Consider the following 16,997-nt stretch of genomic DNA (forward strand, 5'->3'; position numbering starts at 1 on the left):
TCTTGTTAAAGTGACCCGGCGGCTTTGCTTCTGTTTCAGGAATAATATCTTTGGTCAATGGAAAAGAGATTGCGTCCATCACTATGAAATCCAACCAGACTCGTCGTCAATTTATCAGGTCGTCGGCACTGACCGGTACCCTTCCTTTTTTATCTTCCCACTTTGATTTTGGCGGAGAATGGCCCGGCCAATACAATCCAGTACAACCCGAAATGGCAGCAGAAATGAAGAGTATTATTGGCTCCTACGGGCCCTGGGCGGCTTCGCTCCAACGGCAGGGGGCGCTTTCTTTCCGAAACGACCGCTGGAAACCCGAGCAACTGGCTCGCTGGAAAAAAGAGGCCCTGACCAAGACCCGTGAATTAGTAGCGGCTCCACCCCAACCAGCAACACCTAGCGTCCGGGTCGACCGCACCTTCGAGTATGATGGCCTCCAGATTGAAGAACTGACGTGGCAGCTTCCGTATGGCCGCCCCACGAAAGCGGTGGTCTTGAAGCCCAAAGGAGTGACAGGGCGTTTGCCGGCTATTCTGGCGCTCCACGACCACGGCGGGAAAAAATATTTTGGTTACCGAAAAATTGTCAAAACCGGTGATGACCAGCATCCGTTACTTACCGAGCACCAACTGGAAGATTACGAAGGAAGGGCCTGGGCCAACGAGATCGCCAGGAAAGGATACGTGGTTTTGGTGCACGATACCTTTACGTTTGGCAGCAGACGGGTTCTGTATCAGGATGTTGAGGGATTGAATTACGGAGTTTTGAATACGAAGGATAAAACCGATGCCGATCCTGAAAAGACGGAGCACATCGAAGCCTACAACCAATGGGCCGCCGAGCACGAACACGTGCTGTCGAAGTCCCTTTTTTGCGCCGGAACCACCTGGCCGGGCGTTTTTTTGAGCGAAGATCAGGTTGCCCTGTCGATCTTGTGCGCCCGATCCGATGTGGATCCGCAACGGGTGGGTTGTGGCGGATTATCTGGTGGAGGTCTAAGAACCGTGTACCTGGCGGGGCTGGATTCCCGAATCAAATGCTGTGTCTGCGTCGGTTTCATGACCACCTGGGATGACCTGACCCTGCATAAATCCTTCACGCACACCTGGATGACTTATACGCCCTTATTGTCCCGATACCTCGATTTTCCGGAACTGTTAGGCCTGCGGGTGCCCCTTCCCACGATGGTTCAAAACAACAACCAGGACGAGTTGTATACGCTCCCAGAAATGCAGACTGCCGATAAAATACTGGCCGGGGTATTTAAAAAGGCGGGAGCTGCGGATCGCTATTCGGGCCGGTTTTACGACGGAGCCCACAAGTTCGATAAAACCATGCAAACCGATGCCTTTGACTGGTTTGACCGATGGCTGAAAGGAAAATAGAAGTTGGTATTTGACGTTTGTAGGGTAGTATAAGGCGACTTCGGGCGGCTTTTGTGTCTGATATATCCCTGAATTATGCGAAAAACCGTTCCCCATTTTCTGCTTTCCTGCCTGTGTTTGCTGGCAGTTGAATCGTATTCCCAGACGATTTATGTGACTCCTTTGGGCAATGATCAAAATCCCGGAACCCTCCAGAAACCGCTGGCAACACTTACCGGTGCCCGCAACCGCGCCCGACTGCTACGACGGCAGAAAACGCTCACCAAACCGATTGAAATTGTGGTTCGGAAAGGCGAATATATGATGACCGAGCCGTTGGTGTTGTCGGCAGAGGACTCCGGATCAGAAACCGCTCCGCTCGTTTTCAAGGGCGAAGCGGGCAGTACACCGGTTTTTTACGGCGGAATGCGTCTGGGCAAGTTTGAAAAAGTGCAAAATTGGCTCTGGAAAGTCGATATTCCGGAAGTTCGCCGGTACGGGTATCAGTTCGAACAGTTGTACGTCAACGGGCAACGGGCCACCCGCGCTCAGGCACCCAACGACGGGTTTTACCAACCCAAAGCCGTCACCGAAACGGTTTTGAACAAGGGAACCGGCCGGTCACCCGAATTTGCCGCCCAGAAAATCACGGTTCCGGTCGAAAGCATGGCCTGGCTTTCCAAACTTTCCGATGCTGAATTGAATAAAACAGTGGTGACGTTTTATCACAACTGGGACAATACCCGGAAACCGATCCTTTCGGTGAGCCCGGCCGATACGGCCATCTACATTGCCGGTGAGGGCATGAAGCCGTGGAATAAAATTACCAATCAGTCGTTGTTCGTCATTGAAAACCTGCAAGCGGCCATGGATGCGCCGGGCGAGTGGTTCTTAGATAAATCCGGTACGCTGTATTACCGCCCCCGGCCCGGCGAAACCATTGCCAATACCACGTGTTTTGCGCCCGGCAACGAAAAATTTGTAATCATTAAGGGGGACGAAAAAACCGGTAAACGCGTATCGAATGTCCGGTTTGAAAACCTGTCGTTTCAGATCGCGGGTTATCGAATGTCGCCGTTTGGCGTTGAACCCGAGCAGGCAGCCGCGCGGGTCGACGCCACGATTCAACTGGATTTTGCGGATAACGTGAGCATTGTTAACTGTGAAATTGCGCATACCGGCGGCAGCGGCATCTGGTTCCGGCGAGCCTGCGCCAACGGGAAAGTCCAGCAGTGTTATCTGCACGATCTGGGGGCGAGTGGCGTCAAAATTGGCGAAACCATCATCCGTCCCGATTCGTCGGAACTGACGCACCACATTACCGTCGACAACAACATCATGCGGTCGGGCGGCCATGTTTTTCCGTGTGCGGTGGCCTTGATTATTTTTAATGGTCGCGATAATGCACTGACTCATAACGAGATTGCCGACTTTCGGTATTCCGGCATTTCCGTTGGCTGGGTTTGGGGCTATGCGTTCAGCCCGTCGAAGCGAAACCGGGTCGAATTCAATCACATTCACCACTTGGGTTGGGGAGTTCTGAGCGACATGGGCGGAGTGTATACGCTCGGCGTGTCGGAAGGAACCGTGGTCTCGAACAACGTCATTCACCACATTTATGCTTTCGATTACGGCGGATGGGGATTATATACCGACGAAGGTTCGACGGATATTGTGATGGAAAACAACCTCGTGTATGCCTGCAAAAGCTCCGGTTTTCACCAGCATTACGGCAAGGATAATGTCATTCGGAACAACATTTTTGCCGACAACATCAAGGCGCAGCTTCAGGCCACCCGCGTCGAACCGCACCGCTCGTTTTCGTTTACCAACAATATCGTTTACTTCAACAGTGGCACGCTGTTGAGCAGTCGTTGGGATCAGGTCGATCTGGTGTCGGATCAGAATTGCTATTGGGACACCCGTGCCCGGCAAGGGCTGACGTTTGGGAAACAGGCCGCGCCGGACTGGCAACAGAAAGGCAAGGATCAACATTCGATTGTGGCCGATCCGGGATTTGTGAATCCGGAAGCCTTTGATTTCCGGCTTGCGAACACCGAGGTGGCCCAAAAGATTGGTTTCAAACCGTTCGATTACAGCCAGGCCGGTGTTTATGGTACGCTGGCCTGGAAAAACAAGGCCCGGCTTGATTCAGCGGTGGCGCAGGAGTTCGACGAAATGGTGGCTCAGCATGAGAAAAAATAATCTAAATCTTCGGGCTGACGAACCCTGAAGAGGTGAATTGGTAATCCACAATGGCATAGCTCCGATGAGTATACCAGAACAAATCGAAACGTATATCACCAGCCAGCCTGAACCCAAACGCAGCGATATGCAAGCGTTGCACCACATCATTTTGCAACTCATGCCCGCCTGTCAAGTATGGTTTCTGGATGGCAAAAACAGTGAAAATAAAACGGTTTCCAATCCTAATATCGGCTATGGATGTTACACCATGCGATATGCCGATGGAAAAACCAGGGAGTTTTATCAGATTGGTATGAGCGCAAACACAAGCGGAATCTCCGTCTATATCCTTGGTATGGAAGATAAGAAATACTTAGCGAGGACTTATGAAGAACAACTGGGCAGGGCGAGCATAAGCGGCTATTGCATTAAGTTCAAAACACTAAGCGACATAAACATGGATGTACTTGAATCAGCAATCCGGTATGGGGTTGAGGTGACAAGTAGAAATTAAACTTTAAACAGAGGCACGACCTGACTATGCGGTTTTTCATATTCGTACTTTTTTTAATTTCATTCGTTACGTATTCTGCTCAGGCACAGACGGATACTTTATCGGAAAACCGGGAGTTTCTGGTTCGGGATGGGTTGCCCAATTTCTTTCAGAAGCTGCAAAAAGGCGGCCCGGTTTCGATTGCCTATTTTGGTGGCAGCATCACCGAAGCGGGTAACGGCTGGCGGGAACAATCGTTGAAGTGGTTTCAACAGCAGTATCCGAAAACCAATCTGACGCACATCAACGCAGCCATCGGCGGAACCGGTTCTGATCTGGGCGTTTTTCGGCTGCAACAACAGGTGCTGGTTCATAAACCGGATCTGATTTTTGTTGAATTTGCGGTCAACGATGGCAGTCAGCAACCGGCCCGAATTCACAAAGCAATGGAAGGCATTGTTCGGCAAATCTGGCGGCAAAACCGGCGAACGGACATTTGTTTCGTTTATACCCTGAACGCGTCGATGGCGCCGTCCCTGCTTGCCCACCGGATGCCCAACTCGGTTCGGGCGATGGAAGAGATTGCGAACCATTACGGAATTCCGTCGGTTCATATGGGCCTGGAAGTGATCCGGTTAGACCGACAGGGAAAGCTGGTTTGGGGCGGTAAAAAAGAAGAGTTTCCGGATAAAATCGTTTTCTCGCCCGACAAAACGCACCCGTATTCCGACACCGGCCACCGCTTGTATACCGAAGCCTTAAGCCGCGCCATGCAGCAGATTAAAACCGCAGGTCGGCCCGGATCGCACCCGGTTCCGAAACCGTTTGTGTCCGACAACTGGGAGGATGCGCAGATGATTTCCGTCCAATCGTTAACCCGTCAGGGCGACTGGCAGGAACTGACGCCGACCAACGATACCGTCGCCCGGCAGCTCCGAAACCGGTTTTCGTACCTGATCAAATCGAACCAGCCCGGCGCGTCGATTCAGTTCAAATTCAGGGGAACGATGGCGGGAATCTACGACGTGATCGGCCCCGGCTGCGGTCAATATGCCGTTACCATCGATGATAAGACCGGTACGTTATATCCCCGTTTCGACAGTTACGCCACCTATTACCGGTCGCATTATTTCTTCCTGCCGACGCTGGACGAAGGAACGCACACCATTACACTAACGGTTTCGCCGGAACTCCTGGACAAAGCCGCCATTCTGAAAAACCGCAACCAGACCATCACCGATCCGCATCGGTACTCGGAAAATGCCGGTTATGCCAGCCAGCTATTGATCATCGGAAAGCTGGAAAAATGAAAATTTGATGGCATGCGGATGGAACGGATAGGTCCGGATAAAATCAGTTGTAATCCGTTCCATCTTTTCAATCCGTGTTCCTATCCAGAATCCGATTGAAATAGAACCCCGTTTTTGGCCTTTTAGGGATTTTTGATCATTTTCGTGATCATTACTTCTCTATTATGTAAGGCAATTGATCTAAATTGCCGAAATCAGGTTTCAAATCTATTGTCAATTCCGAATTTGACCGTTTTATCTATTCATCAACAAACCCATGAGAAGAAGAGATTTTATCCAGCTCTCCGGTTTGGGAATGAGCGCCCTCATGGGCAGTTCCATCCCCGTTCTGGGCAGTACGGTTCCGTTGTCACAACTGCTCGAACCACGCGCTGACGCAGCCGCGAAAAAAAAACTGGCTGATGTGGCTCTGAATGCAGCCAGAAGCAAAGGTGCAACGTATGCGGACGTTCGGATCGGGCGGTATTTGCAGCAGTTTCTGTTCACGCGGGAAATGAAGGTGCAGAACATCACCAACGCGGAGTCGTACGGGGTGGGCATTCGGGTGATTGCCAACGGAACCTGGGGTTTTTCGGCTACCAGCGACGTTCGGCCGGAAGCCATTGCCAAATGCGCGGAAACCGCCGTTGCCATCGCCAAAGCCAATTCCAAACTGCAGAAAGAACCGGTCGATCTGGCTCCGCAAAAGGGTGTCGGTGACGTAAGCTGGAAAACGCCCCTGAAGAAAAATGCCTTCGAAGTGCCGGTTCAGGAAAAAATCGATTTGCTGATGAAGGTGAACGGCGAAGCGATGAAAAACGGAGCCGGTTTTGTGACGTCTAACCTGTTCTTTATCAACGAACAAAAATACTTTGCCTCCACGGACGGTTCCTACATCGATCAAGATGTTCACCGCATCTGGCCGACCTTTACCGTGACGGCCGTCGACCGCCAGGCCGGTAAATTCAAAACCCGCGACGCGCTCAGTTCGCCAATGGGCATGGGTTACGAGTATCTCGACGGCTCAGCAGCCGACAAAATTCCCGGTCCGAACGGGCTGATCAGCTACCGCAATTCCTACGACATGGTGGAAGACGCGACCGTTGCGGCCCGGCAGGCGAAGGAAAAGCTCACGGCCAAATCGATTCAATCCGGAAAATACGATCTGGTGCTCGATCCGAATCACCTCGGGTTGACCATCCACGAATCGGTCGGACACGCCACGGAACTCGACCGCGTGTTGGGCTACGAAGCCAATTATGCCGGAACAAGCTTCGCGACGCTCGATAAATGGAAATCGAAAAACTTTCAATACGGCAGTAAACTGGTCAATATTGTGGCCGACAAAACCCAGCCGCACACGCTCGGAACCGTGGGCTACGACGACGAAGGTGTTCCGGGGAAAGAATGGGATTTGATCAAAGACGGTATTCTGGTGAATTACCAGGCCATTCGCGATCAGGTCAAAATGTTGGGCGGTACCGAATCGAACGGCTGTTGCTACGCCGACAACTGGGATTCGATCCAGTTTCAGCGGATGCCGAACGTTTCGCTCAAACCGTCGGCGGAAAAACGCAGCGTTTCCGACATGATCAAAGGTGTCGACAAAGGCATTTACATCATGGGTCGTGGTTCTTATTCCATTGATCAACAACGGTATAACTTTCAGTTTGGCGGGCAATTGTTCTACGAAATCAAGAACGGACAGATTGTCGGGATGCTCGACGATGTGGCCTACCAGTCGAACACGCAGGAATTCTGGAACTCCTGCGTACAGCTTTGCGACAAGGACGATTACCGGACATTCGGTTCTTTTTTCGACGGAAAAGGCCAGCCTTCGCAAGTGAGCGCCGTCTCGCACGGTTGCCCCACCACCCGCTTCAACGGCGTCAATGTGATCAATACCGGGCGGAAGATATAAAATCAGTATTCGGTGAGAACGTACCCACGGACTTTAGTCCGTGTTCATTATCGGGTCTAAAAACACGGACTAAAGTCCGTGGGTACGTTTTACCGAATACCGTAAACCTCTCTAAAAACATGGCGATCTTAACGAAAGAAGAAGCGAAAAAGATAATCGATAAGGTTTTGGGCTATTCCAAAGCCGACGAGACAAGTGTGAGCCTGAACGGAAACCGGACCGGTAACATTCGCTACGCCCGAAATACGGTTTCGACGAGTGGCGAAACCGATAACCTGGCGCTGGCCGTTACGGCGGTTTTTGGTAAAAAAGTCGGTTCGGCAACCATCAACGAATTTGACGATCAGTCGCTGGAAAAAACCGTTCGAAGAGCGGAGGAAGTAGCGCGGCTGGCGCCCGAAAATCCGGAATATGTACCGATGCTGGGTCCGCAGAAATACATCGAAACCGCATCTTACGCCGAAAGCACGGCCAAAATCAATCCGGAATTCCGGGCGCAGGCGGCTTTCGACAGCATTGAACCCTGCAACAAGAAGAATCTGACCGCAGCCGGTTACCTGGAAGATACGACCGGTTTTTCGGCCATTGGAAACAGCAAGGGACTCTTCGGCTACAATCCGGTTACATCGGCCGTTTTTTCAGTAACGACCCGAACGGCTGACGGCACCGGTTCCGGCTATGCGTCCCGCGATGTTAATGATGTGTCGAAACTGAGCACCAAAGAAGCCACCGAAGTGGCCATGAACAAGGCGCTGGCGTCCGTCAATGCCAAAGCGCTGGAACCGGGGAAATACACGGTGATCCTGGAGCCGACGGCGGCTGGTGACCTCATCAATCTGATGATGAATAGTTTAGATGCCCGCAATGCCGAAGAAGGCCGGAGTTTTCTGAGCCGGAAAGGCGGAGGAACGCGGCTGGGCGAAAAATTCTTTGACGAACGCATCACGATTTTTTCCGATCCGGCGAACGTTGAAATTCCGGGTTCGCCCTTTACCGGGGGTGGGGGAGGCCGGTTTGGTGGGGGTGGCGTCGACGGTCGTCCGCAGGAAAAAACGCTGTGGGTCGAAAACGGCATTGTCAAAAACATGAGTTATTCGCGGTATTGGGCGCAGAAAAATAATGTCAAAGCCGTGCCTCCTGCCGGCGGCTTTATTGTGCAGGGCGGAAATCAATCACTGCTGGATTTAATTAAAAGTACCCAAAAAGGAATTCTGGTTACCCGGTTTTGGTACATCCGCGCCGTCGATCCGCAAACGCTGTTGTATACCGGTTTGACCCGCGACGGAACCTTTTTGATTGAAAACGGACAGATCAAATACCCGGTCAAAAACTTCCGGTTCAACGAAAGTCCGGTGATTATGCTGAACAACATCGAAGCACTGGGGAAAGCCGTCCGGTCGGGCGGCAATCTGATTCCGCCGATGAAAATCCGCGATTTTACGTTCAGTAGTTTGTCGGATGCGGTGTAGCGGTTTTCCGCCGTTGGCCAAAACGGCCGGTGCGTGAAATAAACTCGTATTTTGCGCACCGACCCATTTTCATTCCCATGCACGTCCTGTTCCCGAATTATTTCCGAAGTATGGTTGGCCTGATCCTGCTGGCCGGTTTTTCAGCATGGCGTCCACCGGTTTCAACGACTTTTGCCACCGATTATCTCCGGTTCAGTTTCGACCAGTCCGGTAATCTGTACAGCCTGATCGATAAAGCGACTTCCAACGAGTATGTGCCCACCGGCGAAAAGGCTCCGTTGCTTTCGCTGATGCAGGATTCGGTGGTGATCAAACCGCTGTCGATGACGTACAATGCCGCCAAAAAGCGACTGGTTTTGCGGTATCCCAACGGGTATTCGGCAACGATTGCGGCCGAAAACAAAGGAAGTTACCTGCGTTTCGAACTGCTTTCGCTGACACCCCGTAACGACATCAAGCTGGTGGTTTGGGGACCGTATCCGACCACGATCAACCAGCAGATCGGCGAAACCGTTGGCGTGGTGCACAACGGAACGTTCGGCATCGGAATTCAGGCGCTGAACGTCAAAACGCTGGGCGGTTATCCAACCTACGACAACGACATCGACCCGGCTTACGACATTTTCCAGACTAATTCACTGGTGGATATTGCCAGCGATCAGAAAGTGCTTTACCGGGGTCAAACCGCCAAACCCACGTCGTCGGGCAGTGTTTTGCAGGCCTATTGCCGAAACCGGTTTGCCGACCGGATTATTTCTAACTGGGAACATAAAAGCTACCTGGCTCCGGCCTTCAGAGATGGCGGTGTGATTGGTTCCAAAATTGCGCTGTGGGGCGCCCCCGAAGCGCAGCTTTTGCCGGTTATTGAAAAAATAGAACTGGGTGAAGGCTTGCCGCATCCGCTGCTCGATGGCGTATGGGCCAAGCGGAATCCGCTGGCGACGGCGTCGTACCTCATTCTGAATTTTGGCGAAAACAACGTCGAGGACGTGATCAGCCTGACCAAGAAAGCCGGTTTGCAGTACTTTTACCACGGTGGCCCGTTCGACACCTGGGGTCATTTTAAGCTGAACACCAAGGAGTTTCCGAACAATTGGGCCAGTCTGCGGGCGTGTGTTGCGAAAGCCGAAGCCGCCGGGCTGAAGGTGGGTGTGCATACCTTGTCCAACTTTATTACTACCAATGATCCCTACGTAACGCCGGTTCCGGACGGGCGTCTGGCCAAAGTCGGAAAAAGCGTGCTGACGACTTCGGTCGACGAAAAGGCCACGCAGATCGTGATTCAATCGCCGGTATTTTTCGATCAGATGAAGAACAATACGCTCAAAGCCGTGGTGGTGGGCAATGAGATTATCCGGTATCGGGCGGTGTCGGCCACGGCTCCGTGGACGTTGCTGGATTGTGTGCGTGGCGCGTTCAAAACCACTCCCCAGAGCCATCCGGCAGGCGCGGAGATCGGCAAACTGATGGACCACGGCTACCAGGTTTTTCTGGCCGATTATCCGTTGCAGGAAGAAATGGCCGGTACGCTGGCGAAACTGTACAACGAAACCGGGTTGCGTCAGATTTCGTTTGACGGGCTGGAGGGCACCTGGGCCACCGGCATGGGCCAGTACGGGATTCAGTTGTTTGTTAAAACCTGGTATGACCAGTTGAAACCGGGGCTGAAAGGTGCCGTTATCACCGATGCCAGCACGCCGGGGCATTATTTCTGGCATTCGTTCACGCGCATGAACTGGGGCGAACCCTGGTATGCGGGTTTTCGGGAGAGCCAGACGCAGTACCGGCTGAAAAATCAGGATTATTTCCGGCGCAATCTCATGCCGGGCATGTTGGGCTGGTTCAGTATCAAGCCGGAAACCAGTCTCGAAGACCTGGAGTGGATGCTCGCCCGGGCCGCCGGTTTCGACGCCGGTTTTGGGCTGGCTACGTCGATTGACGATCTGCGGAAACACGGTTTTAGCGATGTTCTGCTGAATACCATCAATGTCTGGGAAACCGCCCGGCTGTCCGGTGCGTTTTCGGCGGAACAAAAACAGCAACTGCGTGACATCGGCCGGGAGTTTCATCTGGAAAGCGCGGGCGATGGCGTCTGGCGGTTAGCGCCGGTTCATCAGGCTTACCTGGTTCATGAACAGAAAGTCCGGCAGCCCGGCGAACCAGTCGCTTCGACCTTCGCATTCACGAATCCGAATGATGAGCAACCGCTGCGGTTTACGCTGCAACTGACGGCGGGCGAAAAAGGAACGACTTCCGGGCTGGAAAATCCGGTGATCGAAATCAACAACTACAGCCGGATCGAACTCCCGTTTACGCTCGAAGAAAACCAGCTGGTTCAGTGCGACGGCAAATCCCTCAATCTGCTGGATCGCCAGTGGCATGTCCTGAAAACGATTACCTTACCTGCCGGTATTCCCAAACTGATGCATGGTAACAACACGGTTCGGATCGACGGGGCTTTTCAGGGATCGAAAGCCGCCACGGCCAAAATGGAAATCCGGTCGATGGGCGAGCCGCTATTGATCCGGAAAGGTACCCGGTAAATGCTTTCCTGAAGTGGCCAATATCCTCCAATCCGGGGTATGGTTTCAATGGAGTAAAGTTGCATTTTAGCCGGAAGTCAACTGGTTTTTGACGAAGCTCCGGCGCACTGACGCCGGTTAGATTAAAGGAGGATTTACTATTACTTATTCCTTTTTTGAAATAAATTCATTCGATTGGGACTGAATTTCGTTTAAATTGAACAACCTAACTTTATCAAAAACTGATTTTGAACCGTCGAGATTTTCTTCAGCTGACCGGGTTGGGCACCGGCGCTTTCCTCTTGCCCAACAGCACGGTTTTCGGCCGCTCGGTTGCGCCGGAAGCGTTGCTGGAACCCGGGTTAGACGTGGCCGTTAAGAAACGCCTGGCCGATGCCGCCCTGAATGCGGCCAAAGCCAAAGGAGCCAGTTACACCGATATTCGGATTGGCCGGTATTTGCGGCAATTTGTAACCACGCGCGAAGACAAAGTACAGAATATTGTCAATACCGAGTCTTTCGGTGTCGGGGTACGTGTGATTGTCGATGGCTGCTGGGGCTTTGCTTCCGTGGTCGATGCCAAGAGCGAAGCCCAAACCGCCAAAGCCGCCGAGGATGCCGTGGCAATTGCCAAAGCCAATGCCCGGTTGATGAAACAACCCGTACAACTCGCTCCGCAAAAAGGGTTTGGCGAGGTAAGCTGGAAAGCACCGATCAAGAAAAATGCCTTTGAAGTGCCCATCAAAGAGAAGGTTGACCTGCTGTTGACAGTCAACGATGCGGCCCTGAAAAATGGGGCTAACTACGTCAATTCGGTCTTGTTCATGGTCAACGAGCAGAAGTACTTTGCATCGTCGGACGGTTCGTACATCGATCAGGACATTCACCGGATGTGGCCCACGTTTAATGTAACGGCCATCGATCCGAAAACCGGTAAATTTGAGACGCGGGGCGAATTGAGCGCGCCGATGGGCATGGGGTACGATTACCTTCAAGCGAATCCGAGCGACAAAATAACCGGGATTACAACCCGCTACAACAGAGGCTACGACATGCTGGAAGACGTGACGGCGGCCGCTAAACAGGCGAAGCAAAAGCTCACGGCGAAGTCGGTTGAAGCCGGAAAATATGACCTTGTGCTGGACCCATCGCACCTCTGGTTGACCATCCACGAATCGGTGGGCCACCCGCTGGAGCTGGACCGCGTGCTGGGCTACGAAGCCAATTTTGCCGGAACCTCCTTTGCCACCCTCGATAAATGGAAGTCGAAAACCTTCAATTACGGCAGCAAGCAGGTGAATCTGTTTGCCGATAAAACACAGGTGGGTTCGCTGGGCGCCGTGGGTTGGGACGACGAAGGCGTGGCCTGCAAAAAGTGGGATCTGGTAAAAGAAGGCACGCTGGTAAACTACCAGGCCATTCGCGATCAGGTGCACATCCTCGGCGAAAACGAATCGCAGGGCTGCTGCTACGCCGATAGTTGGGGTTCGGTGCAGTTTCAGCGGATGGCGAATGTGTCGCTGGCGGCTGGCAAAACGCCCTTGTCGGTGGAGCAGATGATCAAGGACGTCAAGAAAGGCATTTACATCATCGGCGATGGCTCGTTTTCGATTGATCAACAGCGGTATAACTTCCAGTTCGGCGGTCAGTTGTTCTACGAAATCAAGAACGGACAGATTGCTGGAATGCTGAAAGACGTGGCGTATCAATCGAATACGCAGGAATTCTGGAACTCCTGCACCCAGATTTGCGACGAGCGGGATTACCGTCTGGGCGGTTCGTTCTTCGACGGAAAAGGCCAGCCCATGCAGGTAAGCGCTGTCTCGCACGGCAGTTCGACCACCCGTTTCAACGGGGTCAATGTGATCAATACAGCACGGAAAATATAAGTTCAGTTTACAGTTTTCAGTGTTCGGTTTTCGGTCGGCTAACGCGAGCTATACGAATGCGTCAACCAGCCGAAAACTGTAAATCGAAAACCTTAAACCCATAACCGATCTTAAAAATATGGTTCTTCTAACCGAAGCGGAAGCGAAGGCGTTGCTTCAGAAGGTGTTAAGTTATTCAAAGGCGGACGAATGCGTGGTGAATTTGTCGGGCGGGGAGAGCGGCAATATCCGCTATGCCCGGAACGAGGTGTCGACCAGTGGGTCCACCATTAACCAGAATTTGCAGGTGCAGTCGGCCTTCGGGAAAAAAGTTGGTGTGGCCACCATCGACGAGTTTGATGATGCTTCGCTGGAAAAAGTGGTGCGCCGGGCCGAAGAACTGGCACACCTGGCCCCCGAAAATCCTGAATATGTCAGCGTTCTTGGACCGCAGCAATACCTGAAATCGACCGGTTTTTTTGAATCGACAGCCAAAATTACCCCCGCAACCCGCGCTGAAGCGATTGCCAAAAGCTTAGATGTATCGGGGAATCAAAAGCTGGCGGCTGCCGGTTTTCTGGAGGATTATCGCGGTTATTCGGCCATGATGAACTCCAAAGGACTGTTTGCGTATTACCCCAGCACGAACGTGAATTTTTCGCTGACGGTTCGCACGGACGACGGCACGGGTTCGGGATACGTGACGCGTGGCTACAGTGATTTTTCGAAACTGGACACCAGTTCGGCCACCAAAATTGCGGTCGAAAAATGCCTGGGTTCGGTGGGCGCACGGGCGCTGGAACCGGGAAAATACACGGTGATTCTGGAGCCGACGGCGGGCGTGGTGCTGCTCGAAAATATCTTTTTTGGGATGGACGCCCGCAGCGCCGACGAAGGACGGTCGTTTCTGAGCAAACCGGGAGGCAAAACCAAGCTGGGTGAAAAGATTGTGGATGAGCGGGTTACGATTTTCTCCGATCCGACCAATCCGGAATTGCCGGCTTCTCCTTGGGCGGGCGATGGTCAGCCGCGGGAGAAGATCAACTGGATCGAGAAAGGCGTTGTGAAAAACATGGCCTACTCGCGTTTCTGGGCGCAGAAGAAAGGGGTAAAACCGGTTCCGTTTCCGAGTAACGTGATTATGGCGGGGGGCACAGCCTCGCTTGATGACATGATCAAGAGCACGCAGCGCGGCATTCTGGTGACCAAACTCTGGTACATCCGCACCGTCGATCCGCAAACGTTGTTGCTGACCGGTTTGACGCGCGACGGTACGTTTTACATCGAAAACGGCAAGATCAAGCACCCAATCAAGAATTTCCGGTTTAACGAAAGCCCGGTCATTATGTTAAATAATCTGGAAGCATTGGGAAAACCGGAGCGGGTGGTCAGCACCGAATCGAATTCAAACTACCTGATTCCGCCGATGAAAATCCGGGAGTTTACATTTAGTAGTCTTTCAGACGCGGTATAGATACAAGGTGTTACACAGAGTTTATCAGGGAACATCAGAGGTAATCAGAGGAGTTCTCTGATAAACCCACATAATCTCTGATTAACCCTGCGTAACAATCTTTATCTGAAGAATTTTGTTAATTCGCTAAAACAATGCGGCTATGAGCAGAACAGAAGTAATTATTCAGGAAATAAACACGCTAAATTCGGATGAATTAGAGGTCGTTTATCGTGAACTTCTTAAACGACTGAACCGAATTGGCCGAATCAAAACAACCCTGACTAAATTCCGGGGAAAAGGCGAAAACGTATGGGCGCAGGATGCGCAGGAACATATAAATAAATTACGGGAAGATGACCGTTTCTAGAATTTTTATTGATACGGCACCGCTGATTTATCTACTACAAAATCATACTGAATTCTACCCAAAAGTGGCTGAATATCTGTCTCAGGCCGTTGAAAACAACGTTGAATTTGAAACCAGTGTGCTGACTGTCAGCGAATTTTGTGTTAAGCCCGAACAGACTGGACGGTATGATTTAATCGAAGATTTCGATATTTTTCTAAAAGAGCTTGACTGCCGGTTAGTTGATGTAACCTTGGAAATTGCAAAAACCGCATCGAAACTCAGAGCCAAATACTTGTTTTTAAAAGCTGTCGATTCGTTACAGATTGCCACTGCAATTGAGAATCAATGTGACAGGTTTCTGACGAATGATAAAAAGCTTAAAGGCATACAGGAAATCGAAATAATTGTGATTGCTGAGCTTTAACCAGGTTCGCGATCAGGTAAATAGTATATTTCATCAACGCATTTTGAAACCGTTCTTTTTCACGCGCATCCAGTATACTTCCGGCGATTGGGATACGGACCAGCGAATGCCGTCGAATCTGCTGCATTCCCTGGTCGAGTATACCACCATTCCGGTCGATGAGAAAGAGAAAGTGGTGCCATTGACGAGTAATGAGCTTTTTAAAAGCCCGTTCTGCTACCTGAGCGGCCATAAGCTGGTCGAGTTTTCGACGCAGGAACGCGATCACTTCAAACGCTACGTCCAGAACGGCGGTTTTGTGTTTGTCGACGACTGCAACCACGACATCGACGGTCTTTTTGCCAAGTCGTTCGAGCAGGAAATGGCCCGCACGTTCGGCCCGAAAGCATTGCAGAAAATTCCGAATACCCACCCGATTTACAATTGCTTCTTTCATTTTGACGAAGGCCCGCCCACTACAACGTTCGAGTTGAACGGCTGGGGCGATGACCTCGTCCACGATTACCTCAAAGCCGTTCTGATCAATGGACGCATTGGGGTGCTTTACAGCAATAAAGATTACGGTTGCGAATGGGATTATGACTTCCGCAACAAACGATTTCTGGCCGAGGATAATACCAAATTTGGGGTGAATATTGTCACGTACGCATTAACCGCCTGATCATTGGAAACAAAGGAACTGACGCATTATAAAACCGTAGTAGCCAAACTTCCGCAGCTGAAAAAAGAAATCGGCAAGGTGATTGTCGGACAGCAGGAAGCCATCGATGAAATCCTGATTTCGCTGCTGGCGGGCGGTCATTGTCTGCTGGAGGGTGTGCCGGGATTGGCGAAAACGCTGATGGTGAAAACAATGGCGGAGGCTTTGGAGATGAATTTTAAACGGATTCAGTTTACGCCAGATCTCATGCCGGGCGATATTATCGGTACGGAAATTCTGGAAGAAGATCACAATTCCGGTAAGAAATTCTTCAAATTCAACCGGGGGCCGATCTTCGCCAATGTGGTGCTGGCCGACGAAATTAACCGGACGCCCCCCAAAACGCAGGCAGCTTTGCTGGAAGCCATGCAGGAATACAAAGTGACCTATGGCGGAACTGACTACGAATTGCCCCGACCATTTTTGATCATTGCAACCCAGAATCCGATTGAACAGGCCGGAACCTATCCGCTGCCGGAAGCCCAGCTTGACCGGTTTTTACTCTACATCCGCTTGCGTTACCCGTCCGAACAGGAAGAATTGAACGTGTTGAAAAGCACCACCGGAACCAGCCGACCGGAACTGAAAACCGTATTGACCGATCAGGAAATTATTGATTTGCAATACCTTACCCGGCAGGTTCACATCGGTGATGAACTGATCGGATCCATTAATAAACTTGTTCGTTCAACGCGCCCGGAAAGCAGTTCGTCAGCCTTTGTCAAGCAATGGTGCGACTGGGGGGCGGGGCCGCGCGCCGGACAGGCCCTGGTGTTGTGCTCGAAAGCGAGAGCGGTTTTGAATGAGCGGTTTTCAGTGATTCCGGAAGATATTCAGACATTGGCATACCCGATTCTGCGCCACCGCATCGCTCTGAATTTCAGGGCCGAAGCGGAGAATATTACGACGGATCAGGTGATTCGGGAGTTATTAAAGTGAAGTTATTTCGCAGAGTTGA

The 16,997-nt window shown here is 51.7% G+C and carries 13 protein-coding genes; all 13 read left to right on the forward strand.

What is annotated here, in order from left to right; translation table 11 throughout:
- Positions 1-224: 224 nt before the first annotated feature.
- On the forward strand, positions 225-1,382 hold the full coding sequence (locus tag EHT25_RS16885; protein ID WP_229311582.1) for an alpha/beta hydrolase family protein: 1,158 nt from the start codon (positions 225-227) through the stop codon (positions 1,380-1,382).
- A 75-nt stretch (positions 1,383-1,457) separates the two neighbouring features.
- Complete coding sequence (locus EHT25_RS16890) at positions 1,458-3,566, forward strand: right-handed parallel beta-helix repeat-containing protein (RefSeq protein WP_124876319.1); 2,109 nt, start codon at positions 1,458-1,460, stop codon at positions 3,564-3,566.
- Between the two features lie 64 nt (positions 3,567-3,630).
- A complete protein-coding gene (locus EHT25_RS16895; protein ID WP_124876320.1) occupies positions 3,631-4,062 on the forward strand; it encodes a DUF1801 domain-containing protein in 432 nt (143 codons plus the stop codon).
- A 26-nt stretch (positions 4,063-4,088) separates the two neighbouring features.
- Positions 4,089-5,351 carry an SGNH/GDSL hydrolase family protein gene (locus EHT25_RS16900; protein ID WP_124876321.1) on the forward strand — a complete coding sequence of 421 codons (1,263 nt, stop codon included), beginning with the start codon at positions 4,089-4,091 and terminating at the stop codon, positions 5,349-5,351.
- Between the two features lie 256 nt (positions 5,352-5,607).
- Positions 5,608-7,251, forward strand: coding sequence for a TldD/PmbA family protein (locus EHT25_RS16905; protein WP_124876322.1), 1,644 nt, complete (start codon positions 5,608-5,610; stop codon positions 7,249-7,251).
- Positions 7,252-7,370: 119 nt separating this feature from the next.
- Positions 7,371-8,720, forward strand: a complete 1,350-nt coding sequence (locus EHT25_RS16910; protein WP_124876323.1) for a TldD/PmbA family protein — start codon at positions 7,371-7,373, stop codon at positions 8,718-8,720.
- A 77-nt stretch (positions 8,721-8,797) separates the two neighbouring features.
- Positions 8,798-11,263, forward strand: a complete 2,466-nt coding sequence (locus tag EHT25_RS16915; RefSeq protein ID WP_124876324.1) for a hypothetical protein — start codon at positions 8,798-8,800, stop codon at positions 11,261-11,263.
- A 227-nt stretch (positions 11,264-11,490) separates the two neighbouring features.
- Positions 11,491-13,131, forward strand: a complete 1,641-nt coding sequence (locus EHT25_RS16920) for a TldD/PmbA family protein (RefSeq protein ID WP_124876325.1) — start codon at positions 11,491-11,493, stop codon at positions 13,129-13,131.
- Positions 13,132-13,249: 118 nt separating this feature from the next.
- On the forward strand, positions 13,250-14,584 hold the full coding sequence (locus EHT25_RS16925; RefSeq protein ID WP_124876326.1) for a TldD/PmbA family protein: 1,335 nt from the start codon (positions 13,250-13,252) through the stop codon (positions 14,582-14,584).
- Between the two features lie 142 nt (positions 14,585-14,726).
- Positions 14,727-14,933: a hypothetical protein gene (locus EHT25_RS16930; RefSeq protein WP_124876327.1), complete on the forward strand. Its 207-nt coding sequence runs from the start codon at positions 14,727-14,729 to the stop codon at positions 14,931-14,933.
- Complete coding sequence (locus EHT25_RS16935) at positions 14,920-15,339, forward strand: type II toxin-antitoxin system VapC family toxin (protein WP_124876328.1); 420 nt, start codon at positions 14,920-14,922, stop codon at positions 15,337-15,339. Before EHT25_RS16930 ends, EHT25_RS16935 begins: the two co-directional genes overlap by 14 nt.
- A gap of 43 nt (positions 15,340-15,382) precedes the next feature.
- Entirely contained in the window at positions 15,383-16,000 is a 618-nt protein-coding gene (locus EHT25_RS16940; protein WP_124876329.1) for a DUF4159 domain-containing protein, read from the forward strand.
- Positions 16,001-16,003: 3 nt separating this feature from the next.
- The gene (locus tag EHT25_RS16945; RefSeq protein ID WP_124876330.1) at positions 16,004-16,978 is read left to right on the forward strand and encodes an AAA family ATPase; all 975 of its coding nucleotides are present in this window, start codon (positions 16,004-16,006) and stop codon (positions 16,976-16,978) included.
- Positions 16,979-16,997: the final 19 nt, after the last annotated feature.

This window comes from Larkinella rosea (assembly GCF_003858635.1).
Lineage (GTDB): Bacteria > Bacteroidota > Bacteroidia > Cytophagales > Spirosomataceae > Larkinella > Larkinella rosea.